Annotated in this window: 21 protein-coding genes; 20 read left to right on the forward strand and 1 reads right to left on the reverse strand. The window is 72.2% G+C overall.

From position 1 onward, the window contains the following. Window positions 1–16: 16 nt before the first annotated feature. From ABT160_RS35000 to nusB, 7 genes are all read left to right on the forward strand, one after another. Window positions 17–499, forward strand: coding sequence for a shikimate kinase (locus tag ABT160_RS35000; protein ID WP_351652032.1), 483 nt, complete (start codon window positions 17–19; stop codon window positions 497–499). After that, the gene (gene aroB / locus ABT160_RS35005; protein ID WP_351652006.1) at window positions 496–1590 is read left to right on the forward strand and encodes a 3-dehydroquinate synthase; all 1095 of its coding nucleotides are present in this window, start codon (window positions 496–498) and stop codon (window positions 1588–1590) included. Before ABT160_RS35000 ends, aroB begins: the two co-directional genes overlap by 4 nt. Continuing rightward, window positions 1587–2027 (forward strand): type II 3-dehydroquinate dehydratase, encoded by a 441-nt coding sequence (aroQ, locus tag ABT160_RS35010; protein WP_351652007.1) that lies wholly within the window; start codon window positions 1587–1589, stop codon window positions 2025–2027. Before aroB ends, aroQ begins: the two co-directional genes overlap by 4 nt. Before the next feature lie 130 nt (window positions 2028–2157). Next, window positions 2158–3015, forward strand: a complete 858-nt coding sequence (locus tag ABT160_RS35015) for a Pro-rich N-terminal domain-containing protein (protein ID WP_351652008.1) — start codon at window positions 2158–2160, stop codon at window positions 3013–3015. A gap of 57 nt (window positions 3016–3072) precedes the next feature. Further along, entirely contained in the window at window positions 3073–4179 is a 1107-nt protein-coding gene (locus ABT160_RS35020) for a M24 family metallopeptidase (RefSeq protein ID WP_351652009.1), read from the forward strand. Between the two features lie 48 nt (window positions 4180–4227). Then, complete coding sequence (gene efp / locus ABT160_RS35025) at window positions 4228–4794, forward strand: elongation factor P (RefSeq protein ID WP_351652010.1); 567 nt, start codon at window positions 4228–4230, stop codon at window positions 4792–4794. Window positions 4795–4796: 2 nt separating this feature from the next. Beyond that, on the forward strand, window positions 4797–5228 hold the full coding sequence (nusB, locus tag ABT160_RS35030; protein WP_351652011.1) for a transcription antitermination factor NusB: 432 nt from the start codon (window positions 4797–4799) through the stop codon (window positions 5226–5228). 221 nt (window positions 5229–5449) lie between these two features. Here nusB and bldD read toward each other — a convergent pair whose 3' ends face one another. Further along, entirely contained in the window at window positions 5450–5950 is a 501-nt protein-coding gene (bldD, locus tag ABT160_RS35035; protein WP_351652012.1) for a transcriptional regulator BldD, read from the reverse strand. A 275-nt stretch (window positions 5951–6225) separates the two neighbouring features. Between bldD and pyrR the strand changes: the two genes are divergently transcribed. From pyrR to metK, 13 genes are all read left to right on the forward strand, one after another. Continuing rightward, on the forward strand, window positions 6226–6789 hold the full coding sequence (gene pyrR / locus ABT160_RS35040) for a bifunctional pyr operon transcriptional regulator/uracil phosphoribosyltransferase PyrR (RefSeq protein WP_351652013.1): 564 nt from the start codon (window positions 6226–6228) through the stop codon (window positions 6787–6789). 79 nt (window positions 6790–6868) lie between these two features. Beyond that, complete coding sequence (locus ABT160_RS35045; RefSeq protein WP_351652014.1) at window positions 6869–7849, forward strand: aspartate carbamoyltransferase catalytic subunit; 981 nt, start codon at window positions 6869–6871, stop codon at window positions 7847–7849. Between the two features lie 2 nt (window positions 7850–7851). Continuing rightward, a complete protein-coding gene (locus ABT160_RS35050) occupies window positions 7852–9141 on the forward strand; it encodes a dihydroorotase (protein ID WP_351652015.1) in 1290 nt (429 codons plus the stop codon). Then, complete coding sequence (locus ABT160_RS35055; RefSeq protein ID WP_351652016.1) at window positions 9138–9710, forward strand: PH-like domain-containing protein; 573 nt, start codon at window positions 9138–9140, stop codon at window positions 9708–9710. The genes ABT160_RS35050 and ABT160_RS35055 overlap by 4 nt, the downstream gene beginning before the upstream one ends. Next, a complete protein-coding gene (gene carA, locus ABT160_RS35060) occupies window positions 9707–10849 on the forward strand; it encodes a glutamine-hydrolyzing carbamoyl-phosphate synthase small subunit (protein WP_351652017.1) in 1143 nt (380 codons plus the stop codon). The genes ABT160_RS35055 and carA overlap by 4 nt, the downstream gene beginning before the upstream one ends. Then, complete coding sequence (carB, locus tag ABT160_RS35065; protein ID WP_351652018.1) at window positions 10842–14150, forward strand: carbamoyl-phosphate synthase large subunit; 3309 nt, start codon at window positions 10842–10844, stop codon at window positions 14148–14150. The genes carA and carB overlap by 8 nt, the downstream gene beginning before the upstream one ends. Before the next feature lie 96 nt (window positions 14151–14246). Continuing rightward, window positions 14247–15353, forward strand: coding sequence for a quinone-dependent dihydroorotate dehydrogenase (locus ABT160_RS35070; RefSeq protein ID WP_351652019.1), 1107 nt, complete (start codon window positions 14247–14249; stop codon window positions 15351–15353). Beyond that, on the forward strand, window positions 15350–16186 hold the full coding sequence (gene pyrF, locus ABT160_RS35075; protein WP_351652020.1) for an orotidine-5'-phosphate decarboxylase: 837 nt from the start codon (window positions 15350–15352) through the stop codon (window positions 16184–16186). The genes ABT160_RS35070 and pyrF overlap by 4 nt, the downstream gene beginning before the upstream one ends. Before the next feature lie 324 nt (window positions 16187–16510). Next, window positions 16511–16834, forward strand: coding sequence for an integration host factor (locus ABT160_RS35080; protein WP_351652021.1), 324 nt, complete (start codon window positions 16511–16513; stop codon window positions 16832–16834). Window positions 16835–16895: 61 nt separating this feature from the next. Further along, window positions 16896–17459, forward strand: coding sequence for a guanylate kinase (gmk, locus tag ABT160_RS35085; RefSeq protein ID WP_351652022.1), 564 nt, complete (start codon window positions 16896–16898; stop codon window positions 17457–17459). Window positions 17460–17502: 43 nt separating this feature from the next. Beyond that, entirely contained in the window at window positions 17503–17775 is a 273-nt protein-coding gene (gene rpoZ / locus ABT160_RS35090) for a DNA-directed RNA polymerase subunit omega (RefSeq protein ID WP_003982715.1), read from the forward strand. Between the two features lie 133 nt (window positions 17776–17908). Then, entirely contained in the window at window positions 17909–19120 is a 1212-nt protein-coding gene (gene coaBC, locus ABT160_RS35095) for a bifunctional phosphopantothenoylcysteine decarboxylase/phosphopantothenate--cysteine ligase CoaBC (protein ID WP_351652023.1), read from the forward strand. 321 nt (window positions 19121–19441) lie between these two features. Then, window positions 19442–20650, forward strand: coding sequence for a methionine adenosyltransferase (gene metK, locus ABT160_RS35100; RefSeq protein WP_351652024.1), 1209 nt, complete (start codon window positions 19442–19444; stop codon window positions 20648–20650). Window positions 20651–20666 lie beyond the last annotated feature (16 nt).

Below are 20666 nucleotides of genomic sequence, written 5' to 3' on the forward strand. Positions count from 1 at the left end.
CGTGCTCGTCGGGCCGATGGGGTCGGGCAAGTCCACCGTGGGCGCACTCCTGGCCGAGCGGCTCGGCGTCGCCTACCGGGACACCGACGCCGACATCGTGGCGGCCCAGGGCCGGGAGATCGCCGACATCTTCGTCGACGAGGGCGAGGCGCACTTCCGCGACCTGGAGCGGGCGGCCGTCGCGGCCGCCGTCGCCGGGCACCGCGGGGTGCTCTCCCTCGGCGGCGGCGCGGTCCTCGACGCCGACACCCGGGCGCTGCTGGCCGGACTGCCGGTCGCCTACCTGTCGATGGACGTGGAGGAGGCGGTCCGCCGGGTCGGCCTCAACACCGCCAGGCCGCTGCTCGCCGTCAACCCGCGCCGCCAGTGGCGGGAACTGATGGACGCCCGCCGCCACCTGTACGAAGAAGTAGCCCGCGCGGTCGTCGCCACCGACGAGCGCACGCCCGAAGAGGTCGCCCAGGCGGTCCTCGACGCACTGGAGTTGAAGGAAGCATGACGGACCAGGCAGTCACCCGGATCCAGGTCGCGGGCAGCGCCGGTACGGAGCCGTACGAGGTGGTGGTCGGCCGGCAGCTGCTGGGCGAGCTGCCCGGCCTGATCGGCCCGCTGGCCAAGCGGGTCGCGGTGATCCACCCCGAGGCACTGGCCGAGACCGGCGACGCGCTGCGCGCCGACCTGGCCGACCAGGGCTACGAGGCCGTCGCCATCCAGGTGCCCAACGCCGAGGAGGCCAAGACCGCCGAGGTCGCCGCCTACTGCTGGAAGGCCCTGGGCCAGACCGGCTTCACCCGCACCGACGTGATCGTCGCCGTGGGCGGCGGCGCCACCACCGACCTGGCCGGGTTCGTCGCGGCCAGCTGGCTGCGCGGGGTGCGCTGGGTCGCCGTGCCCACCACCGTGCTCGGCATGGTGGACGCGGCCGTCGGCGGCAAGACCGGCATCAACACCGCCGAGGGCAAGAACCTGGTCGGCGCCTTCCACCCGCCCGCCGGGGTGCTCTGCGACCTGGCCGCGCTGGACTCGCTGCCGGTCCACGACTACGTCTCCGGGCTCGCCGAGGTCATCAAGGCCGGCTTCATCGCCGACCCGGTGATCCTGGACCTGGTCGAGGCCGACCCGGCCGCCGCGCGCAGCCCGCGGGGGCCGCACACCGCGGAGCTCATCGAGCGCTCCATCCGGGTCAAGGCCGAGGTGGTCTCCGGGGACCTCAAGGAGGCCGGCCGCCGCGAGGTCCTCAACTACGGCCACACCCTGGCGCACGCGATCGAGAAGAACGAGCGCTACAAGTGGCGGCACGGCGCCGCGGTCTCCGTCGGCATGGTCTTCGTCGCCGAACTGGCCCGTCTCGCCGGCCGCCTGGACGACGCCACCGCCGACCGCCACCGCACGGTCCTGGAGTCGGTCGGCCTGCCGCTGACCTACCGCGGCGACCAGTGGCCGCGCCTGGTGGAGACCATGAAGGTCGACAAGAAGTCGCGCGGCGACCTGCTGCGCTTCGTCGTCCTGGACGGCCTGGCCAAGCCCACCGTCATGGAGGGCCCGGACCCGGCCGTGCTGCTCGCGGCGTACGGGGAGGTGTCCGCGTGAGCCGTCCGGTCCTGGTGCTCAACGGGCCCAACCTGGGCCGCCTGGGCTCGCGCGAGCCCGACGTCTACGGCGCCACCTCCTACGCGGGCCTGGTGCGGGCCTGCCAGGAGCTGGGCGAGGAGCTCGGCCTGGACGTCGAGGTCCGCGAGACCAACGACGAGGGCGAGCTGATCCGCTGGCTGCACGAGGCCGCCGACGGCAGCGTGCCCGTGGTGATGAACCCGGGCGCCTTCACGCACTACTCGTACGGGATGAGGGACGCGGCGGCCCAGCGCACCGCACCCCTGATCGAGGTGCACATCTCCAACCCGTACGCGCGCGAGGAGTTCCGCCACACCTCCGTGGTGGCCGCCGTCGCCAGCGGCACCGTCGCGGGCTTCGGCATCGGCTCCTACCTGCTGGCCCTGCGCGCCCTGGCGGACCAGCTCGCCGCCTGAGCCGGGCACTTCGCGGGCCCCCCGGCCGTTGCCCTGGTGACGGCCGGGAACGGTACGGTTCGACCACGGCGGGCCGAACGGCCGCCGCACCGGCGCCAGCCGGGACCAGTCGCACGAGGAGTGGCACCGGATGCAGCACGCAGGGGGAGTCCCGCTGCCAGCGCCCCACGGCGTCGGCGGGGGAGCGGCCGGCTGGTCCGCACCGGCCCCGCCGCCCGGCGTACCGCCGCGCCCGCAGGGCCACCCGGTGGCCCCGCACCACCCGGCCCCGCCGCCGCCCCCGCGGGGCGGCCCGCCGCCCGGCTGGATCGGCCCGGCCCCACAGCACGCCCCGGCGCCGCCCTCGCGCGACACCACGGGGCACGTCCGGCTGCCACCCGGCGGCCCCGTACCGGTCCCGGCCCCGCCGGCCGCCGGGGCGGGCACGGGCACGGCGACCCTGGCCGTCCTGCTGATCGGGCCCGCGGGCGCCGGAAAGACCACGGTGGCCCGCCACTGGGCGAGCCGGCGGCCCGTGCCCACCGCCCACATCAGCCTGGACGACGTGCGCGAGTGGGTCTGCTCCGGCTTCGCCGACCCGCAGTCCGGGTGGAACGACCACTCCGAGGCCCAGTACCGGCTGGCCCGCCGCACCTGCGGCTTCTCCGCGCGCAACTTCCTGGCCAACGGCATCTCCTGCATCCTCGACGACGCCGTCTTCCCGGACCGGCCCGTGGTCGGCCTCGGCGGCTGGAAGCGGCACGTGGGCCCCGGCCTGCTGCCCGTGGTGCTGCTGCCGGGCCTGGACGTCGTCCTGGAGCGCAACGCCGAGCGCAGCGGCAACCGGCGGCTGTCCGACGAGGAGGTCGCCGGCATCCACGGCCGGATGGCCGGGTGGTACGGCTCCGGGCTGCCGATCATCGACAACTCCAAGCTCGACGTGGAGGCCACCGCCCGGGTCCTCGACGAGGTCCTGGGCCGCGCCCTGAGCAGTCCGCCCGCCTGGTGACCCCCGGTCGGACGCGCTGAACCGGCCGCCCCGGCGCACCGCTCATAGGCTCGGGGCATGTCAGAGGTGCACGCGGTCCGCCGCACCCGGCTGCGCGACCGAGGCGCGGCGGCCGGAAGCGCGGCGTCACTGGTCTCACGTCCCGCCAACGTCCGTTACCTGGCGGGCGGCGCGCCCCCCGGTGCCGTCCTGCTGGTCGGCCCCGAGGAGGACGTGCTGCTCAGCCCGTTCCCGCTCACCGGCGACCCGGCCCACGGGCGCACGGACGAGCGGCTGCGCGTCGCCGTGCTGTCCGCCGGGGGCGGCGACGCGGTGGTCGCCGCCGCCGACTTCGCCGCCAAGGCGGGCGCCGACTCCCTCGCCGTGGAGGAGCACCACCTGACCGTGGCCCGGCACCGGGCGATGGCTTCGGTGGCGCCCCGGCTGCGGCTGGCGGACCTGGGCACGGCGGTGGAGCAGCAGCGGGTGGTCAAGGACGAGGAGGAGATCGCCTGCCTGCGGATCGCGGCGGAGATCGCGGACCAGGCGCTCGGCGAGCTCCTGGAGTCCATCCTGGTCGGCCGCACCGAGCGGCACCTGGCGCTGGAGCTGGAGCGTCGCCTGGTGGACCACGGAGCCGACGGCCCGGCGTTCGCCACCTCGGTGGCCACCGGACCGCACTCCGGCCGGGGCGGGCACCGGCCCACCGACCGGCGGGTGGAGGAGGGCGACTTCCTCTCGGTGTGCCTGGGCGCGAACTACCGCGGCTACCGCTGCGAGATCGGCCGCACCTTCGTCATCGGGACGACTCCGGCGGACTGGCAGATCGAGCTGTACGACCTGGTCTTCGCCGCCCAGCGGGCCGGCCGGGAGGCGCTCGTACCGGGCGCGGCCTGCCGCGACGTGGACCGCGCGGCCCGCCAGGTACTGGAGGCCGCGGGGCACGGTGAGGCCCTGGCACCGCTGACCGGACACGGCGTGGGGCTGGAAATCCAGGAGGACCCGCAGATCGCACCCGGCGCCATGGGTAAACTGGACGCTTGTGTGCCGGTCACCGTCGAACCGGGGGTCCACCTCCCGGGCCGGGGCGGCGTCCGGATCGATGACACGCTCGTCGTGCGCCAGGAGGCGGACGGCGGACCCGAGCTACTCACCATCACGACCAAGGAGCTGCTCGCGCTGTAAGCGCGTACGCCTCCGGCGGTCCACGTCAGTCCAGGAGATTCCGCAACCGTGGCTTCCACGAACGACCTCAAGAACGGCATGGTGCTCAAGCTCGACGGGGGCCAGCTCTGGTCCGTCGTCGAGTTCCAGCACGTCAAGCCCGGCAAGGGCCCCGCCTTCGTGCGCACCAAGCTCAAGAACGTGCTCTCCGGCAAGGTCGTCGACAAGACGTTCAACGCCGGCGTCAAGGTCGACTCGGCCACCATCGACCGCCGCGACATGCAGTTCTCGTACATGGACGGCGAGTACTTCGTCTTCATGGACATGCAGACGTACGACCAGCTGATGGTCGACCGCAAGTCCGTCGGCGACACCGCCAACTTCCTGATCGAGGGCTTCACCGCCTCCGTCGCGCAGCACGAGGGCGAGGTGCTCTACGTCGAGCTCCCGGCCGCCGTCGAGCTGACCGTCCAGGAGACCGAGCCGGGCGTGCAGGGCGACCGCTCCACCGGTGGCACCAAGCCCGCCACCCTGGAGACCGGCCACCAGATCCAGGTCCCGCTCTTCATCACCACCGGTGAGAAGATCAAGGTCGACACCCGCACGAGCGACTACCTCGGCCGGGTGAACAGCTAACCGTGGCCGCCCGGAACAAGGCCCGCAAGCGCGCCTTCCAGATCCTCTTCGAGGCCGACCAGCGCGGTACGTCCGTGCAGGAGGTCCTCGCGGACTGGGTGCGGCACGCACGGTCCGACGACCGGCAGCCGCCGGTCAGCGAGTACACGATGGAGCTGGTCGAGGGGTACGCGCCGTACGCGGCCCGGATCGACGAGCTCATCTCCACCTACGCCCAGGGCTGGACGCTCGACCGCATGCCGGTCGTCGACCGGAACATCCTGCGGCTCGGCGCGTACGAGCTGATCTGGGTGGACGGTACGCCGGACGCGGTGGTGATCGACGAGGCGGTCCAGCTCGCCAAGGAGTTCTCCACCGACGACTCCCCGACGTTCGTGAACGGCCTGCTGGGCCGGTTCAAGGACCTCAAGCCGAGCCTGCGCCGGGACGCCTGACGTCCCTCGCCCGGGCCGGACGGCGCAAGGGGCCGCGACACCCTCCCAGGGGTGTCGCGGCCCCTTCCGCCGTTCAGGTGGCTCTGGCCAAGGCTTCGGCCGCGGCCGACGGGATCCGGCCAAGCACAGGCCATGGCTCGGGGGACACACGAAACCGCCGGGTGCGAGCGGGCCCCAGGGGTCCCGCCGCTCCCGGCGGCAACGTTTCTGCTGAAGTGCCGTCAGGCGTCTTCGTGGGCGACGGCGCGGCGCGCGTCGGCGTCCAGGACGCCCCAGCTGATCAGCTGCTCGGTCAGGACCGAGGGCGACTGGTCGTAGATCACGGCAAGGGTGCGCAGGTCGTCCTGGCGGATCGACAGCACCTTGCCGTTGTAGTCGCCGCGCTGCGACTGGATGGTCGCCGCGTAGCGCTGGAGCGGGCCCGCCTTCTCCTGCGGGACGTGGGCCAGCCGCTCCAGGTCGAGGACCAGCTTCGGCGGCGGCTCGGCGGCACCGCCGGGCGTCGTGCCGGGGAGCAGCTCCTGCACCGGGACGCCGTAGAAGTCCGCCAGCTCGGCCAGGCGCTGCACGGTCACGGCGCGGTCGCCGCGCTCGTACGAACCGACCACCACGGCCTTCCAGCGGCCCTGCGACTTCTCCTCCACGCCGTGGAGGGAAAGGCCCTGCTGGGTGCGGATGGCACGGAGCTTGGCCCCGAGCTGCTTTGCGTATTCGCTGGACATAAAGCTCCCCGGACGCTGTGGCAACGTGCGGCTTCGCCGCGTTGGTAACTCACTGTGAGGTTACGCAGCGTTACTTGGCCGCGTCAAGCCGAACGGTCCGTACCGACCATGGACCGGCCTGGTGGCAGGGCCGGTGACGGCGGCGGGAAGCGGGCGGCGGGGGCGCCCGCGGAAGGGGCCGGTGAAAGGGTCCCCGAGGGGCCTGCTACCGTGGATGACGCAATTCCGACGTCCTTTAAGGTCCGTCCCGTGAGGCGGAGAAGGAGGTCCTCTTCATGGACAACGCACACTCCGATGCGGCACGCCCCGTTCTCGAGGCCCCCGACATCGCGCGGGTACTGACCCGCATCGCCCACGAGATCGTCGAGCGCGCCAAGGGCGCCGACGACGTGGTGCTCCTCGGCATCCCCACCCGCGGCGTCTTCCTCGCCCGCCGGCTCGCCGACAAGCTCCGGGAGATCACCGGCCGCGCCATCCCGGTCGGCTCGCTCGACATCACCATGTACCGCGACGACCTCCGGCTGAAGCCCGCCCGCGCGCTGGGCCGCACCGAGATCCCCGGTGACGGGATCGACGGCCGCCTGGTCGTCCTGGTCGACGACGTGCTCTTCTCCGGCCGCACCATCCGCGCCGCGCTCGACGCGCTCGGCGACATCGGCCGCCCCCGCGCCGTCCAGCTGGCGGTCCTCGTCGACCGCGGCCACCGCGAGCTGCCGATCCGCGCCGACTACGTCGGCAAGAACCTCCCCACGTCGCTGCGCGAGACGGTCAAGGTCCAGCTCTCCGAGGAGGACGGTCGCGACACCGTGCTGCTCGGCGGCAAGCCCGCCTCCGCCTAGGACCGGCTTCCCGGCGGGCCGGGGCACCCCCCTGCGCGCCCGCACGCCCCAAACCTCCACGATCCCGGAGAAATCCCAGATGATGCGTCACCTCATCTCGGCCGCCGACCTCACCCGCGACGACGCCGTCCTGATCCTCGACACCACCGAGGAGATGGCCCGGGTGGCCGACCGGCCGATCAAGAAGCTGCCCGCGCTGCGCGGCCGTACGATCTGCAACCTCTTCTTCGAGGACTCCACCCGCACCCGGATCTCCTTCGAAGCGGCCGAGAAGCGGCTCTCCGCCGACGTCATCAACTTCGCCGCCAAGGGCTCCAGCGTCTCCAAGGGCGAGTCCCTCAAGGACACCGCGCAGACCCTGGAGGCGATGGGCGTCGACGCCGTCGTCATCCGCCACAGCGCCTCCGGCGCCCCCTTCCGGCTCGCCACCTCCGGTTGGATCGACGCCCCCGTGATCAACGCCGGGGACGGCACCCACCAGCACCCCACCCAGGCGCTGCTCGACGCGTTCACCATGCGCCGCCGGCTGGTCGGCGCCGACGCCGGGCTCGGCCAGGGCCTGGACGGGAGGCGCATCACCCTCGTCGGCGACGTGCTGCACAGCCGGGTCGCCCGCTCCAACGTGGACCTGCTGCACACCCTGGGCGCCGAGGTCACCCTGGTCGCCCCGCCGACCCTGCTGCCCGTCGGCGTCGAGACCTGGCCCTGCGAGGTCAGCTACGACCTGGACGCGGTCCTGCCCAAGAGCGACGCCGTGATGATGCTGCGCGTCCAGCGCGAGCGGATGAACGCCGCCTTCTTCCCGACCGAGCGCGAGTACTCCCGCCGCTACGGCCTGGACGGCCAGCGGATGGCCCGGATGCCCGAGCACGCCATCGTGATGCATCCCGGGCCGATGGTCCGCGGCATGGAGATCACCGCCGAGGTCGCCGACTCCGACCGCTGCACCGTCATCGAGCAGGTCGCCAACGGCGTCCACACCCGGATGGCCGTGCTCTACCTGCTCCTGGGCGGCAACGAGCCCGCCGTCAGCCACACCCGTACCGAGGAGAACAAGTAACCATGAGCAAGACCCTGATCCGCGGTGCGCAGGTGCTCGGCGGCGAGCCGCAGGACGTCCTCATCGACGGCGAGACCATCGCCGAGGTCGGCACCGGCCTGTCCGCCGACGGCGTGGACACCGTCATCGAGGCCGGGGGCCAGGTCCTGCTGCCCGGCCTGGTGGACCTGCACACCCATCTGCGCGAGCCCGGCCGCGAGGACTCCGAGACCGTCCTGACCGGCACCCGGGCCGCCGCCACCGGCGGCTACACCGCCGTCTTCGCGATGGCCAACACCTTCCCGGTCGCCGACACCGCGGGCGTCGTCGAGCAGGTCTACCGGCTCGGCCAGGAGGCCGGCTACTGCGACGTGCAGCCCATCGGCGCCGTCACCGTCGGCCTGGAGGGCAAGAAGCTCTCCGAGCTGGGCGCCATGCACGAGTCCGCCGCCGGGGTCACCGTCTTCTCCGACGACGGCAAGTGCGTCGACGACGCCGTGATCATGCGCCGCGCCCTGGAGTACGTGAAGGCCTTCGGCGGCGTCATCGCCCAGCACGCCCAGGAGCCCCGCCTCACCGAGGGCGCCCAGATGAACGAGGGCGTCGTCTCCGCCGAGCTGGGCCTGGGCGGCTGGCCCGCCGTCGCCGAGGAGTCGATCATCGCCCGCGACGTGCTCCTCGCCGAGCACGTCGGCTCCCGGGTGCACATCTGCCACCTCTCCACCGCCGGCTCCGTCGAGATCGTCCGCTGGGCCAAGTCCCGCGGCATCGACGTGACCGCCGAGGTCACCCCGCACCACCTGCTCCTCACCGACGAGCTGGTCCGCTCCTACAACCCGGTCTACAAGGTCAACCCGCCGCTGCGCACCGAGCGCGACGTGCTGGCCCTGCGCGAGGCCCTGGCCGACGGCACGATCGACATCGTCGCCACCGACCACGCCCCGCACCCGCACGAGGACAAGGACTGCGAGTGGGCCGCCGCCGCCATGGGCATGGTCGGCCTGGAGACCGCCCTCTCGGTGGTCCAGCAGACGATGGTCGAGACCGGGCTGCTGGACTGGGCCGGCGTCGCCGAGCGGATGTCCGCGCGCCCCGCCCGGATCGGCGGCCTCGACGGCCACGGACGCCCCGTCTCGGCAGGTGAGCCCGCCAACCTCACCCTGGTCGATCCGGCTTACCGTGGTGTCGTGGACCCCGCGGGCTTCGCCTCCCGCAGCCGCAACACCCCCTACGAGGGCCGTGAGCTGCCGGGTCGCGTCACCCACACCTTCCTGCGGGGCCGTGCCACGGTCGTCGACGGGAAGCTCGCGTGACATCTCTCATCATCCTGGCCGCCGAGGAGAAGTCGGCGGAGGTGACCAACTGGGCCGGACGCATCGGCTGGGTGGTCGGCCTCGCCCTCTTCGTCGCCTTCGTCTACTGGCTGATGCGCCAGGGCTGGAAGTGGCGCGGCAGCCTCCAGTCCGACCTGCCGGCGCTGCCCGCCGTGCCGGAGCCGGGCGCCCCGGTGACACTGGAACTGAGCGGCCGCTACCACGGCTCCACCACCGCCGGGCAGTGGCTCGACCGGATCGTCGCCCAGGGCCTGGGCGCGCGCAGCCGGGCCGAGCTCACCCTCACGGACGAGGGCCTGACCGTCCTGCGCCCCGGGGCGGACGACTTCTTCGTCCCGGCCGCGGCCCTGCGCGGCGCCCGGCTCGACAAGGGCATCGCGGGCAAGGTCCTCGCCGAGGGCGGGCTGCTCGTCGTGACCTGGGAGCACGGCGGCCGGCTGCTCGACTCCGGCTTCCGCTCCGACCGGGCCGCCGAGCACGCGGCCTGGGTCGAGGCCATCAACCGCATGAACCAAGCAACCACCACGAAGGAAGGCACCGCACGATGACGACCTCCACCAGGGGAGCCGCCAAGACTCCCGCCGTACTCGTCCTGGAGGACGGCCGCGCCTTCCGCGGCCGCGCCTACGGGGCCGTGGGGGAGACCTTCGGCGAAGCGGTGTTCTCCACCGGCATGACCGGCTACCAGGAGACCCTCACCGACCCGTCGTACCACCGCCAGGTCGTCGTGATGACCGCCCCGCACGTGGGCAACACCGGCGTCAACGACGAGGACCCCGAGTCCTCGCGCATCTGGGTCTCCGGCTACGTCGTGCGCGACCCCGCGCGCGTCCCCTCGAACTGGCGCGCGCAGCGCTCGCTGGACGAGGAGCTCAGCCGCCAGGGCGTCGTCGGGATCTCCGGCATCGACACCCGCGCCCTCACCCGCCACCTGCGCGAGCGCGGCGCCATGCGCGTCGGCATCTTCTCCGGCGACGCGGTCGCCGACGACGCCACCCTGCTGGCGCGCGTCAAGGAGGCCCCCGAGATGGCGGGCGCCGACCTCTCCGCCGAGGTCGCCACCAAGGAGGCGTACGTCGTCCCCGCGATCGGCGAGAAGAAGTTCACCGTCGCCGCGGTGGACCTCGGCATCAAGGGCATGACCCCGCACCGGATGGCCGAGCGCGGCATCGAGGTGCACGTGCTGCCCGCCACCGCCACCGTCGAGGACGTCTACGCGGTGGCCCCGGACGGCGTCTTCTTCTCCAACGGCCCGGGCGACCCGGCCACCGCCGACGGCCCCGTCGCCGTGATGCGCGCCGTCCTGGAGCGGGGCACCCCGCTGTTCGGCATCTGCTTCGGCAACCAGATCCTCGGCCGGGCCCTCGGCTTCGGCACGTACAAGCTGAAGTACGGCCACCGCGGCATCAACCAGCCGGTCCAGGACCGCACCACCGGCAAGGTCGAGGTCACCGCGCACAACCACGGCTTCGCCGTCGACGCGCCGCTCGACCGGGTCTCCGAGACCCCCTTCGGGCGCGCCGAGGTCTCCCACGTCTGCCTGAACGACGACGTGGTGGAGGGCCTGCGGCTGCTCGACCGGCCCGCCTTCTCCGTCCAGTACCACCCCGAGGCGGCCGCGGGCCCGCACGACGCCGCGTACCTCTTCGACCGTTTCGTCTCCCTGATGGAGGGCCAGCGTGCCTAAGCGCACCGATATCCAGTCCGTCCTGGTCATCGGCTCCGGCCCGATCGTCATCGGCCAGGCCGCCGAGTTCGACTACTCCGGCACCCAGGCCTGCCGGGTCCTGAAGTCCGAGGGCCTGCGGGTCGTCCTGGTCAACTCCAACCCGGCCACGATCATGACCGACCCGGAGATCGCCGACGCCACCTACGTCGAGCCGATCACCCCGGAGTTCGTCGAGCGGATCATCGCCAAGGAGCGCCCCGACGCGCTGCTGCCCACCCTGGGCGGCCAGACCGCGCTCAACACCGCCATCTCGATGCACGAGAACGGCGTCCTGGAGAAGTACGGCGTCGAGCTGATCGGCGCCAACGTGGAGGCCATCCACAAGGGCGAGGACCGCGACCTGTTCAAGGGCGTCGTCGAGGCCGTCCGCGAGAAGATCGGCCACGGCGAGTCCGCCCGCTCGGTCATCTGCCACTCCATGGACGACGTCATCAAGGGCGTCGACACCCTCGGCGGCTACCCCGTCGTCGTGCGCCCCTCCTTCACCATGGGCGGCGCCGGCTCCGGCTTCGCCCACGACGAGGAGGAGCTGCGCCGCATCGCCGGCCAGGGCCTCACGCTCTCCCCGACCACCGAGGTGCTCCTGGAGGAGTCCATCCTCGGCTGGAAGGAGTACGAGCTGGAGCTGATGCGCGACAAGAACGACAACGTCGTGGTCGTCTGCTCCATCGAGAACTTCGACCCCATGGGCGTGCACACCGGTGACTCCATCACCGTCGCCCCGGCGATGACGCTCACCGACCGCGAGTACCAGCGGCTGCGCGACATCGGCATCGCGATCATCCGCGAGGTCGGCGTCGACACCGGCGGCTGCAACATCCAGTTCGCGATCGACCCCGAAGACGGCCGGATCATCGTCATCGAGATGAACCCGCGCGTCTCCCGCTCCTCCGCGCTCGCCTCCAAGGCCACCGGCTTCCCGATCGCCAAGATCGCCGCCCGGCTCGCCGTCGGCTACACGCTGGACGAGATCCCCAACGACATCACCGAGAAGACCCCGGCCTCCTTCGAGCCGACCCTCGACTACGTCGTCGTCAAGGCCCCGCGCTTCGCCTTCGAGAAGTTCCCCTCCGCCGACTCCACGCTGACCACGACCATGAAGTCGGTCGGCGAGGCCATGGCGATCGGCCGCAACTTCACCGAGGCCCTGCAGAAGGCCCTGCGCTCGCTGGAGAAGAAGGGCTCGCAGTTCGCCTTCACCGGCGAGCCCGGCGACAAGGCCGAGCTGCTGCGCGAGGCCGTGCGCCCCACCGACGGCCGCATCAACACCGTGATGCAGGCGATCCGGGCGGGCGCCACCCCGCAGGAGGTCTTCGACGCCACGAAGATCGACCCCTGGTTCGTCGACCAGCTCTTCCTGATCAAGGAGATCGCCGACGAGCTGGCCGCCGCCGAGCGCCTGGAGCCGGAGCTGCTCGCCGAGGCCAAGCGCCACGGCTTCTCCGACGCCCAGATCGCCGAGATCCGCGGTCTGCGCGAGGACGTCGTCCGCGAGGTCCGGCACGCCCTCGGGGTGCGCCCGGTCTACAAGACCGTCGACACCTGCGCCGCCGAGTTCGCCGCCAAGACCCCGTACTTCTACTCCTCCTACGACGAGGAGAGCGAGGTCGCCCCGCGCGAGAAGCCCGCGGTGATCATCCTGGGCTCCGGCCCGAACCGCATCGGCCAGGGCATCGAGTTCGACTACTCCTGCGTCCACGCCTCCTTCGCGCTGTCCGACGCCGGGTTCGAGACCGTCATGGTCAACTGCAACCCCGAGACCGTCTCCACCGACTACGACACCTCCGACCGGCTCTACTTCGAGCCGCTCACCCTGGAGGACGTCCTGGAGATCGTGCACGCCGAGTCGCTGGCGGGCCCGATCGCGGGCGTCGTCGTCCAGCTCGGCGGCCAGACCCCGCTGGGTCTCGCCCAGGCGCTCAAGGACAACGGCGTGCCCGTCGTCGGCACCTCCCCGGAGGCCATCCACGCCGCCGAGGACCGCGGCGCCTTCGGCCGCGTGCTCGCCGAGGCCGGTCTCCCGGCCCCCAAGCACGGCACCGCGACCACCTTCGCCGAGGCCAAGGCCATCGCCGACGAGATCGGCTACCCGGTCCTGGTCCGCCCGTCGTACGTGCTCGGCGGCCGCGGCATGGAGATCGTGTACGACGAGGCCCGCCTGGAGTCGTACATCGCCGAGTCCACCGAGATCAGCCCCACCCGGCCGGTCCTGGTCGACCGCTTCCTCGACGACGCCATCGAGATCGACGTCGACGCGCTCTACGACGGCCACGAGCTCTACCTCGGCGGCGTCATGGAGCACATCGAGGAGGCCGGCATCCACTCCGGCGACTCCGCCTGCGCCCTGCCCCCGATCACCCTCGGCGGCTACGACGTCAAGCGGCTGCGCGCCTCCACCGAGGCCATCGCCAAGGGCGTCGGCGTGCGCGGCCTGATCAACATCCAGTTCGCCATGGCCGGGGACATCCTCTACGTCCTGGAGGCCAACCCGCGCGCCTCCCGGACCGTCCCCTTCACCTCCAAGGCGACCGCGGTGCCGCTGGCCAAGGCCGCCGCCCGCATCTCGCTCGGCGCCACCGTCGCCGAGCTGCGCGCCGAGGGCCTGCTCCCGGCCACCGGCGACGGCGGCGAGCTGCCGCTGGACGCGCCGATCTCCGTCAAGGAGGCCGTCATGCCGTGGTCGCGCTTCCGCGACATCCACGGCCGCGGCGTCGACACCGTCCTCGGCCCGGAGATGCGCTCCACCGGCGAGGTCATGGGCATCGACACCGTCTTCGGCACGGCGTACGCCAAGTCGCAGGCGGGCGCCTACGGACCGCTCCCCACCAAGGGCCGCGCGTTCATCTCGGTCGCCAACCGCGACAAGCGCTCGATGATCTTCCCGGCGCGCGAGCTGGTCGCCCACGGCTTCGAGCTGCTCGCCACCTCCGGCACCGCCGAGGTCCTCAAGCGCAACGGCATCAACGCCACCGTCGTGCGCAAGCAGTCCGAGGGCGAGGGCCCGGACGGCCAGAAGACGATCGTCCAGCTGATCCACGAGGGCGGGGTCGACCTCATCGTCAACACCCCGTACGGCACCGGCGGCCGGCTCGACGGCTACGAGATCCGTACGGCGGCGGTGGCCCGCGGCGTCCCGTGCCTGACCACGGTCCAGGCGCTCGCCGCGGCCGTCCAGGGCATCGACGCCCTCAACCGGGGCGACGTCGGCGTCCGCTCCCTCCAGGAACACGCCGAACACCTGACCGCGGCCCGCGACTAGCGGCCGGAAGAGGGGGACACCGGAAACGGTGTCCCCCTCTTCATGAGCCGCCCCGCTGCCCGCCCCGTCTCCCAGGCGTCCCGGAGGACACCGCACATGTACAAGCTCTTCTTCGACCTCGTCTTCAAGCGCATGGACCCCGAGAAGGCCCACTACCTGGCCTTCCGCTGGATCCGGCTGGCCGTCCGGGTGCCCGTGCTGCGCACCTTCGTCGCGGCCTTCCTGGCCCCGCGCCGCGCGGAGCTGCGCACCGAGGCCCTCGGCCTGCGCTTCCACAGCCCCTTCGGCCTCGCCGCGGGCTTCGACAAGAACGCCGTCGCCGTCGACGGCATGGCCATGCTCGGCTTCGACCACGTCGAGATCGGCACCGTCACCGGCGAGGCCCAGCCCGGCAACCCCAAGAAGCGGCTCTTCCGCCTCGTGCCGGACCGCGCCCTGATCAACCGCATGGGCTTCAACAACGAGGGCTCCGCGGCCGTCGCCGAGCGCCTGGCCGCCCGCAGGCCGGTCTTCCGCACCGTCCTCGGCGTCAACATCGGCAAGACCAAGGTGGTGCCCGAGGCCGAGGCCGCCGCCGACTACGTGAAGTCCACCGAGGCCCTCGCCCGCCACGCCGACTACCTCGTGGTCAACGTCTCCTCGCCCAACACCCCCGGCCTGCGCAACCTCCAGGCCACCGAGGCCCTGCGCCCGCTGCTCACCGCCGTCCGCGAGGCCGCCGACCGCAGCGTCACCGGCCGCCGCGTACCGCTCCTCGTCAAGATCGCCCCGGACCTCGCGGACGAGGACGTGGACGCCGTCGCCGACCTCGCGGTCGAGCTGGGCCTGGACGGCATCATCGCCACCAACACCACCATCGCCCGCGAGGGGCTCGGGCTGCGGTCCGACCCGGCCCTGGTCAAGGAGACCGGCGGCCTCTCCGGCGCCCCCGTCAAGGAGCGCTCCCTGGCCGTCCTGCGCCGCCTGTACGCGCGCGTGGGCGACCGGATCACCCTGGTGGGCGTCGGCGGCGTGGAGGACGCCGAGGACGCCTGGCAGCGCATCCTGTCCGGCGCCACCCTCGTCCAGGGCTACAGCGCCTTCATCTACGAGGGCCCCTGCTACGCCCGCGCGATCCACCGGGGCCTGGCCGACCGCCTGGCCGCCTCCCCGTACGCCACCCTCGCCGACGCCGTCGGCGCCGACGTGAGGAAGACCGCATGACCCCGCAGCCCTTCGGCACGCGCCTGCGCCGCGCCATGGACGAGCGCGGCCCGCTCTGCGTCGGCATCGACCCGCACGCGGCCCTGCTGTCCGCCTGGGGCCTGGACGACGACATCCAGGGCCTGGAGTCCTTCACCCGCACCGTCGTGGAGGCGCTGGCCGGCACCGTCGCCGTCTTCAAGCCGCAGTCCGCGTTCTTCGAGCGCTTCGGCTCGCGCGGCGTGGCCGTCCTGGAGCGCGCCGTGGCCGATCTGCGGGCCGAGGGCGCCCTGGTGGTCATGGACGCCAAGCGCGGCGACATCGGCTCCACCATGGCCGCCTACGCCGAGACCTACCTGCGCCCCGGCGCCCCGCTGTTCTCCGACGCGCTGACCGTCTCCCCGTACCTCGGCTACGGCTCGCTGAAGCCCGCCGTGGACCTGGCCCGGGAGTCCGGCACCGGCCTCTTCGTGCTCGCCCTCACCTCCAACCCCGAGGGCGCCGAGGTCCAGCGCGCGGTGCGCGAGGACGGCCGCACGCTGGGCGCGACGATGCTGGCCCACCTCGCCGAGGAGAACGCGGGACAGAGCCCGATGGGCTCCTTCGGCGCGGTGGTCGGCGCCACCCTCGGCGACCTGTCCTCCTTCGACCTGGACGTGAACGGGCCGCTGCTCGCCCCGGGCATCGGCGCCCAGGGCGCCACCCCGGCGGACCTCCCGGCGGTCTTCGGCGCCGCGGTGCGCAACGTGGTGCCCAACGTCTCGCGCGCGGTGCTGAAGGAGGGCCCGGACGCGGCCGGACTGCGCTCGGCGGCCGAGCGGTACGCGGACGAGGTGCGGGCCGCGGTCGGTTAGTCCCGTCCACGGACGTCCGTTCGAACGACTCCGGCGACGCGCCGACGGGACCTGGGAGGACCCCTTCCGGTGTGTCCCGCGGGAGCTGTTGACGAAAACTTGGCGCAAAACCGGGGCGATATGCCCGAAAAGTCCTGGTCGGTTGATGCTGACCAGGACTTTTCCGCTGTTCTCGCTGACTGGAGCGGCCTCGGCCGCTAGTCTCCGTCGAGAGTCAGCGTTCGCGGCGGTTCACTGCGTTGCTGCGTTGCTCGCCCTGGTGTGGGGCGACTAGCTTCCTCACCGGTCCGTATCCGACAGTTCGACATCCGAGGTGACGTAGGCGTGGCTCTTCCGCCCCTTACCCCTGAACAGCGCGCAGCCGCGCTCGAAAAGGCCGCCGCGGCTCGCCGGGAGCGGGCCGAGGTCAAGAATCGACTCAAGCACTCCGGTGCCTCCCTCCAGGAGGTCATCAAGCAGGGCCAGGAGAACGACGTCATCGGCAAGATGAAGGTCTCCGCCCTGCTGGAGTCCCTGCCGGGCGTGGGCAAGGTCCGCGCCAAGCAGATCATGGAGCGCCTCGGCATCTCCGAGAGCCGCCGCGTGCGCGGTCTCGGCTCCAACCAGATCGCCTCCCTGGAGCGCGAGTTCGGCACTCCCGGCGCCTGACCTCCACCCAGTGCCCGGGACGGCGTCCCGGGCACTGCCGTGAAGCTGGAATAATCGCTGCATGGCAGCAGAGGTACGTCCGCGGCTGACCGTGCTCTCCGGCCCCTCCGGGGTGGGCAAGAGCACGGTCGTCGCTCATATGCGCAAGGTCCACCCCGAGGTCTGGCTCTCGGTGTCGGCCACGACACGGAAGCCGCGGCCCGGCGAGAAGCACGGGGTGCAGTACTTCTTCGTGACCGACGACGAGTTCGACAAGCTGGTCGCCAACGGCGAACTCCTGGAGTGGGCCGAGTTCGCGGGGAACCGCTACGGCACCCCGCGCGGCGCGGTCCTCGAGCGCCTGGAGTCCGGGGAGCCGGTCCTCCTGGAGATCGACCTCCAGGGCGCGCGCCAGGTGAAGGAGTCCATGGCGGACTCCCAGCTGGTCTTCCTGGCCCCGCCGAGCTGGGAGGAGCTGGTCCGCCGGCTCACCGGCCGGGGCACCGAGGCGCCGGACGTGATCGAGCGCAGGCTCGACGCCGCCAAGGTCGAACTCGCCGCCGAGGCGGAGTTCGACACCACCCTGGTCAACACCTCCGTCGAGGACGTGGCGCGCGAGCTGCTAGCCTTGATGGAAGTTGTCTGAACATTTGCGTGATCACCCAGAAGTTTCTTCGGAAGGCTAGAGAGTGTCCTCTTCCATCACCGCGCCCGAGGGCATCATCAACCCGCCGATCGACGAGCTGCTTGAGGCCACGGACTCCAAGTACAGCCTCGTGATCTACGCGGCCAAGCGCGCACGCCAGATCAACGCGTACTACTCGCAGCTCGGTGAGGGCCTGCTGGAGTACGTGGGCCCCCTGGTGGACACCCACGTCCACGAGAAGCCGCTGTCGATCGCGCTGCGCGAGATCAACGCGGGTCTGCTGACCTCCGAGGCCGTCGAGGGCCCGGCGCAGTAACCGCGTACACGCACTTCACCACAGGCCCGGCGGCACGTCCGCCGGGCCTGTGGTGTCTGATGGAGTCGTACGTCGTACGGGGCCGGCGGGTCCCGTACGAGCCGGAAACCGGAACCGAGTGCGGGGAGACGCAGTGGGCAAGCCGAAGGTCGTCCTGGGGGTCAGCGGCGGGATCGCCGCCTACAAGGCGTGCGAGCTGCTGCGGCGACTGACCGAGTCCGGCCACGACGTCCGGGTGGTGCCGACCGCGTCCGCCCTGCACTTCGTCGGCGCCGCCACCTGGTCCGCCCTCTCCGGCCACCCGGTCTCCACCGAGGTCTGGTCCGACGTCCACGAGGTGCCGCACGTACGGATCGGCCAGGGCGCCGACCTCGTGGTGGTCGCCCCGGCCACCGCCGACATGCTGGCCAAGGCCGCCCACGGCCTCGCCGACGACCTGCTCACCAACACCCTGCTCACCGCCCGCTGCCCGGTCGTCTTCGCCCCCGCCATGCACACCGAGATGTGGGAGCACCCGGCCACCCAGGAGAACGTGGCCACCCTGCGCCGCCGCGGCGCCGTGGTGATCGAGCCCGCCGTGGGCCGCCTCACCGGCGTCGACACCGGCAAGGGCCGGCTGCCCGACCCTGGCGAGATCTTCGAGGTGTGCCGCCGCGTGCTCGCGCGCGGCGCGGCGGAGCCGGACCTGGCGGGCCGGCACGTGGTGGTCAGCGCGGGCGGCACCCGCGAGCCCCTGGACCCGGTCCGCTACCTGGGCAACCGCTCCTCGGGCAAGCAGGGCTACGCGCTGGCCCGCACCGCGGCGGCCCGCGGCGCCCGGGTCACCCTGGTCGAGGCCAACACCGGCTTCGCCGACCCGGCCGGGGTGGACGTGGTCCACGTCGGCACGGCCCTGCAGCTGCGCGAGGCGGTCCTGAAGGCCGCCGCGGACGCCGACGCGGTGGTGATGGCCGCGGCCGTCGCCGACTTCCGGCCCGCCGAGTACGCCGCGGGCAAGATCAAGAAGCGGGACGGGGTGGAGGCCCCCGAGGTGCGCCTGGTGCGCAACCCCGACATCCTCGCCGAGATCTCCGCCGGGCGGCCCCGCCCCGGCCAGGTCGTGGTGGGCTTCGCCGCCGAGACCGACGACGTGCTGGCCAACGGGCGCGACAAGCTCCGCCGCAAGGGCTGCGACCTGCTGGTCGTCAACGAGGTGGGCGAGCGCAAGACCTTCGGTGCCGAGGAGAACGAGGCCGTGGTGCTGGCGGCGGACGGGGCGGAGACCCCGGTGCCGCACGGCCCCAAGGAGGCCCTGGCCGACACCGTCTGGGACCTGGTCGTCCCGCGCCTGGCCCCGGGGGCCTGACGCGGGGGAGGCGCGGTGTGAGAAGTCCGACCGCGCGGGCCCGCGTCGCCGCACGGCCGTGCGGCGTGTCGGGCGGATGAATTTCGGTTCGCCCCACCGGACGGTCGAAACCGCATGAATCCAGGCTTTTCGACCGCCCGGCACGCCCGATGGTCGTACCGGCGGAGCACTTTTCCCGGGTGATCCGGCTCCCACCTTGCGAGACGCCTGGTCCGACCGACGAGAGCGCCCGATAAGCTGTTCCCGGAACGTCGCGGGGCGCAGCCCCCCGCCGGTCCGGTAAATGATCAGCCAGCAGCCGCTGCAACCACAGGGAGCGTTGTGTCCCGTCGTCTCTTCACCTCGGAGTCCGTGACCGAGGGTCACCCCGACAAGATCGCTGACCAGATCAGCGACACCATTCTCGACGCGCTTCTCCGCGAGGACCCCACCTCCCGCGTCGCCGTGGAGACCCTGATCACCACGGGTCTCGTGCACGTCGCGGGCGAGGTCACCACCAAGGCCTGGGCGGACATCCCCACCCTGGTGCGCAACAAGATCCTCGAGATCGGCTACGACTCTTCGAAGAAGGGCTTCGACGGCGCCTCCTGCGGCGTCTCGGTGTCCATCGGCTCGCAGTCCCCGGACATCGCCCAGGGCGTCGACACGGCGTACGAGAAGCGGGTCGAGGGCGACGAGGACGAGCTCGACAAGCAGGGCGCGGGCGACCAGGGCCTGATGTTCGGGTACGCGTCCGACGAGACCCCCGAGCTGATGCCGCTCCCGATCCACCTCGCCCACCGGCTCTCCCGTCGGCTCACCGAGGTCCGCAAGAACGGGACCATCCCGTACCTGCGCCCCGACGGCAAGACCCAGGTCACCATCGAGTACGACGGCGACAAGGCGGTCCGCCTCGACACCGTGGTCGTCTCCTCGCAGCACGCGAGCGACATCGACCTGGAGTCCCTGCTCGCCCCCGACATCCGCGAGTACGTCGTCGAGCACGTGCTCAAGCAGCTCGTCGAGGACGGCATCAAGCTGGACACCGAGGGCTACCGCCTGCTGGTCAACCCGACCGGCCGCTTCGAGATCGGCGGCCCGATGGGCGACGCCGGCCTCACCGGCCGCAAGATCATCATCGACACCTACGGCGGCATGGCCCGCCACGGCGGCGGCGCCTTCTCGGGCAAGGACCCGTCGAAGGTGGACCGTTCGGCCGCGTACGCCATGCGCTGGGTCGCCAAGAACGTCGTCGCCGCCGGCCTCGCGGGCCGCTGCGAGGTCCAGGTCGCCTACGCGATCGGCAAGGCCGAGCCCGTCGGCCTGTTCGTCGAGACCTTCGGCACCCACACCATCGAGACCGAGCGCATCGAGAACGCGATCGCCGCGGTCTTCGACCTCCGCCCGGCCGCGATCATCCGCGACCTCGACCTGCTGCGCCCGATCTACGCGCAGACCGCCGCCTACGGCCACTTCGGCCGCGAGCTCCCCGACTTCACCTGGGAGCGCACGGACCGCGTCGAGGCCCTGAAGAAGGCCGCGGGCGTCTGACCGCCCACCCCGTACC

Source organism: Streptomyces sp. NPDC001941 (assembly GCF_040296945.1).
In the GTDB taxonomy this organism is placed as follows: Bacteria; Actinomycetota; Actinomycetes; order Streptomycetales; family Streptomycetaceae; genus Streptomyces.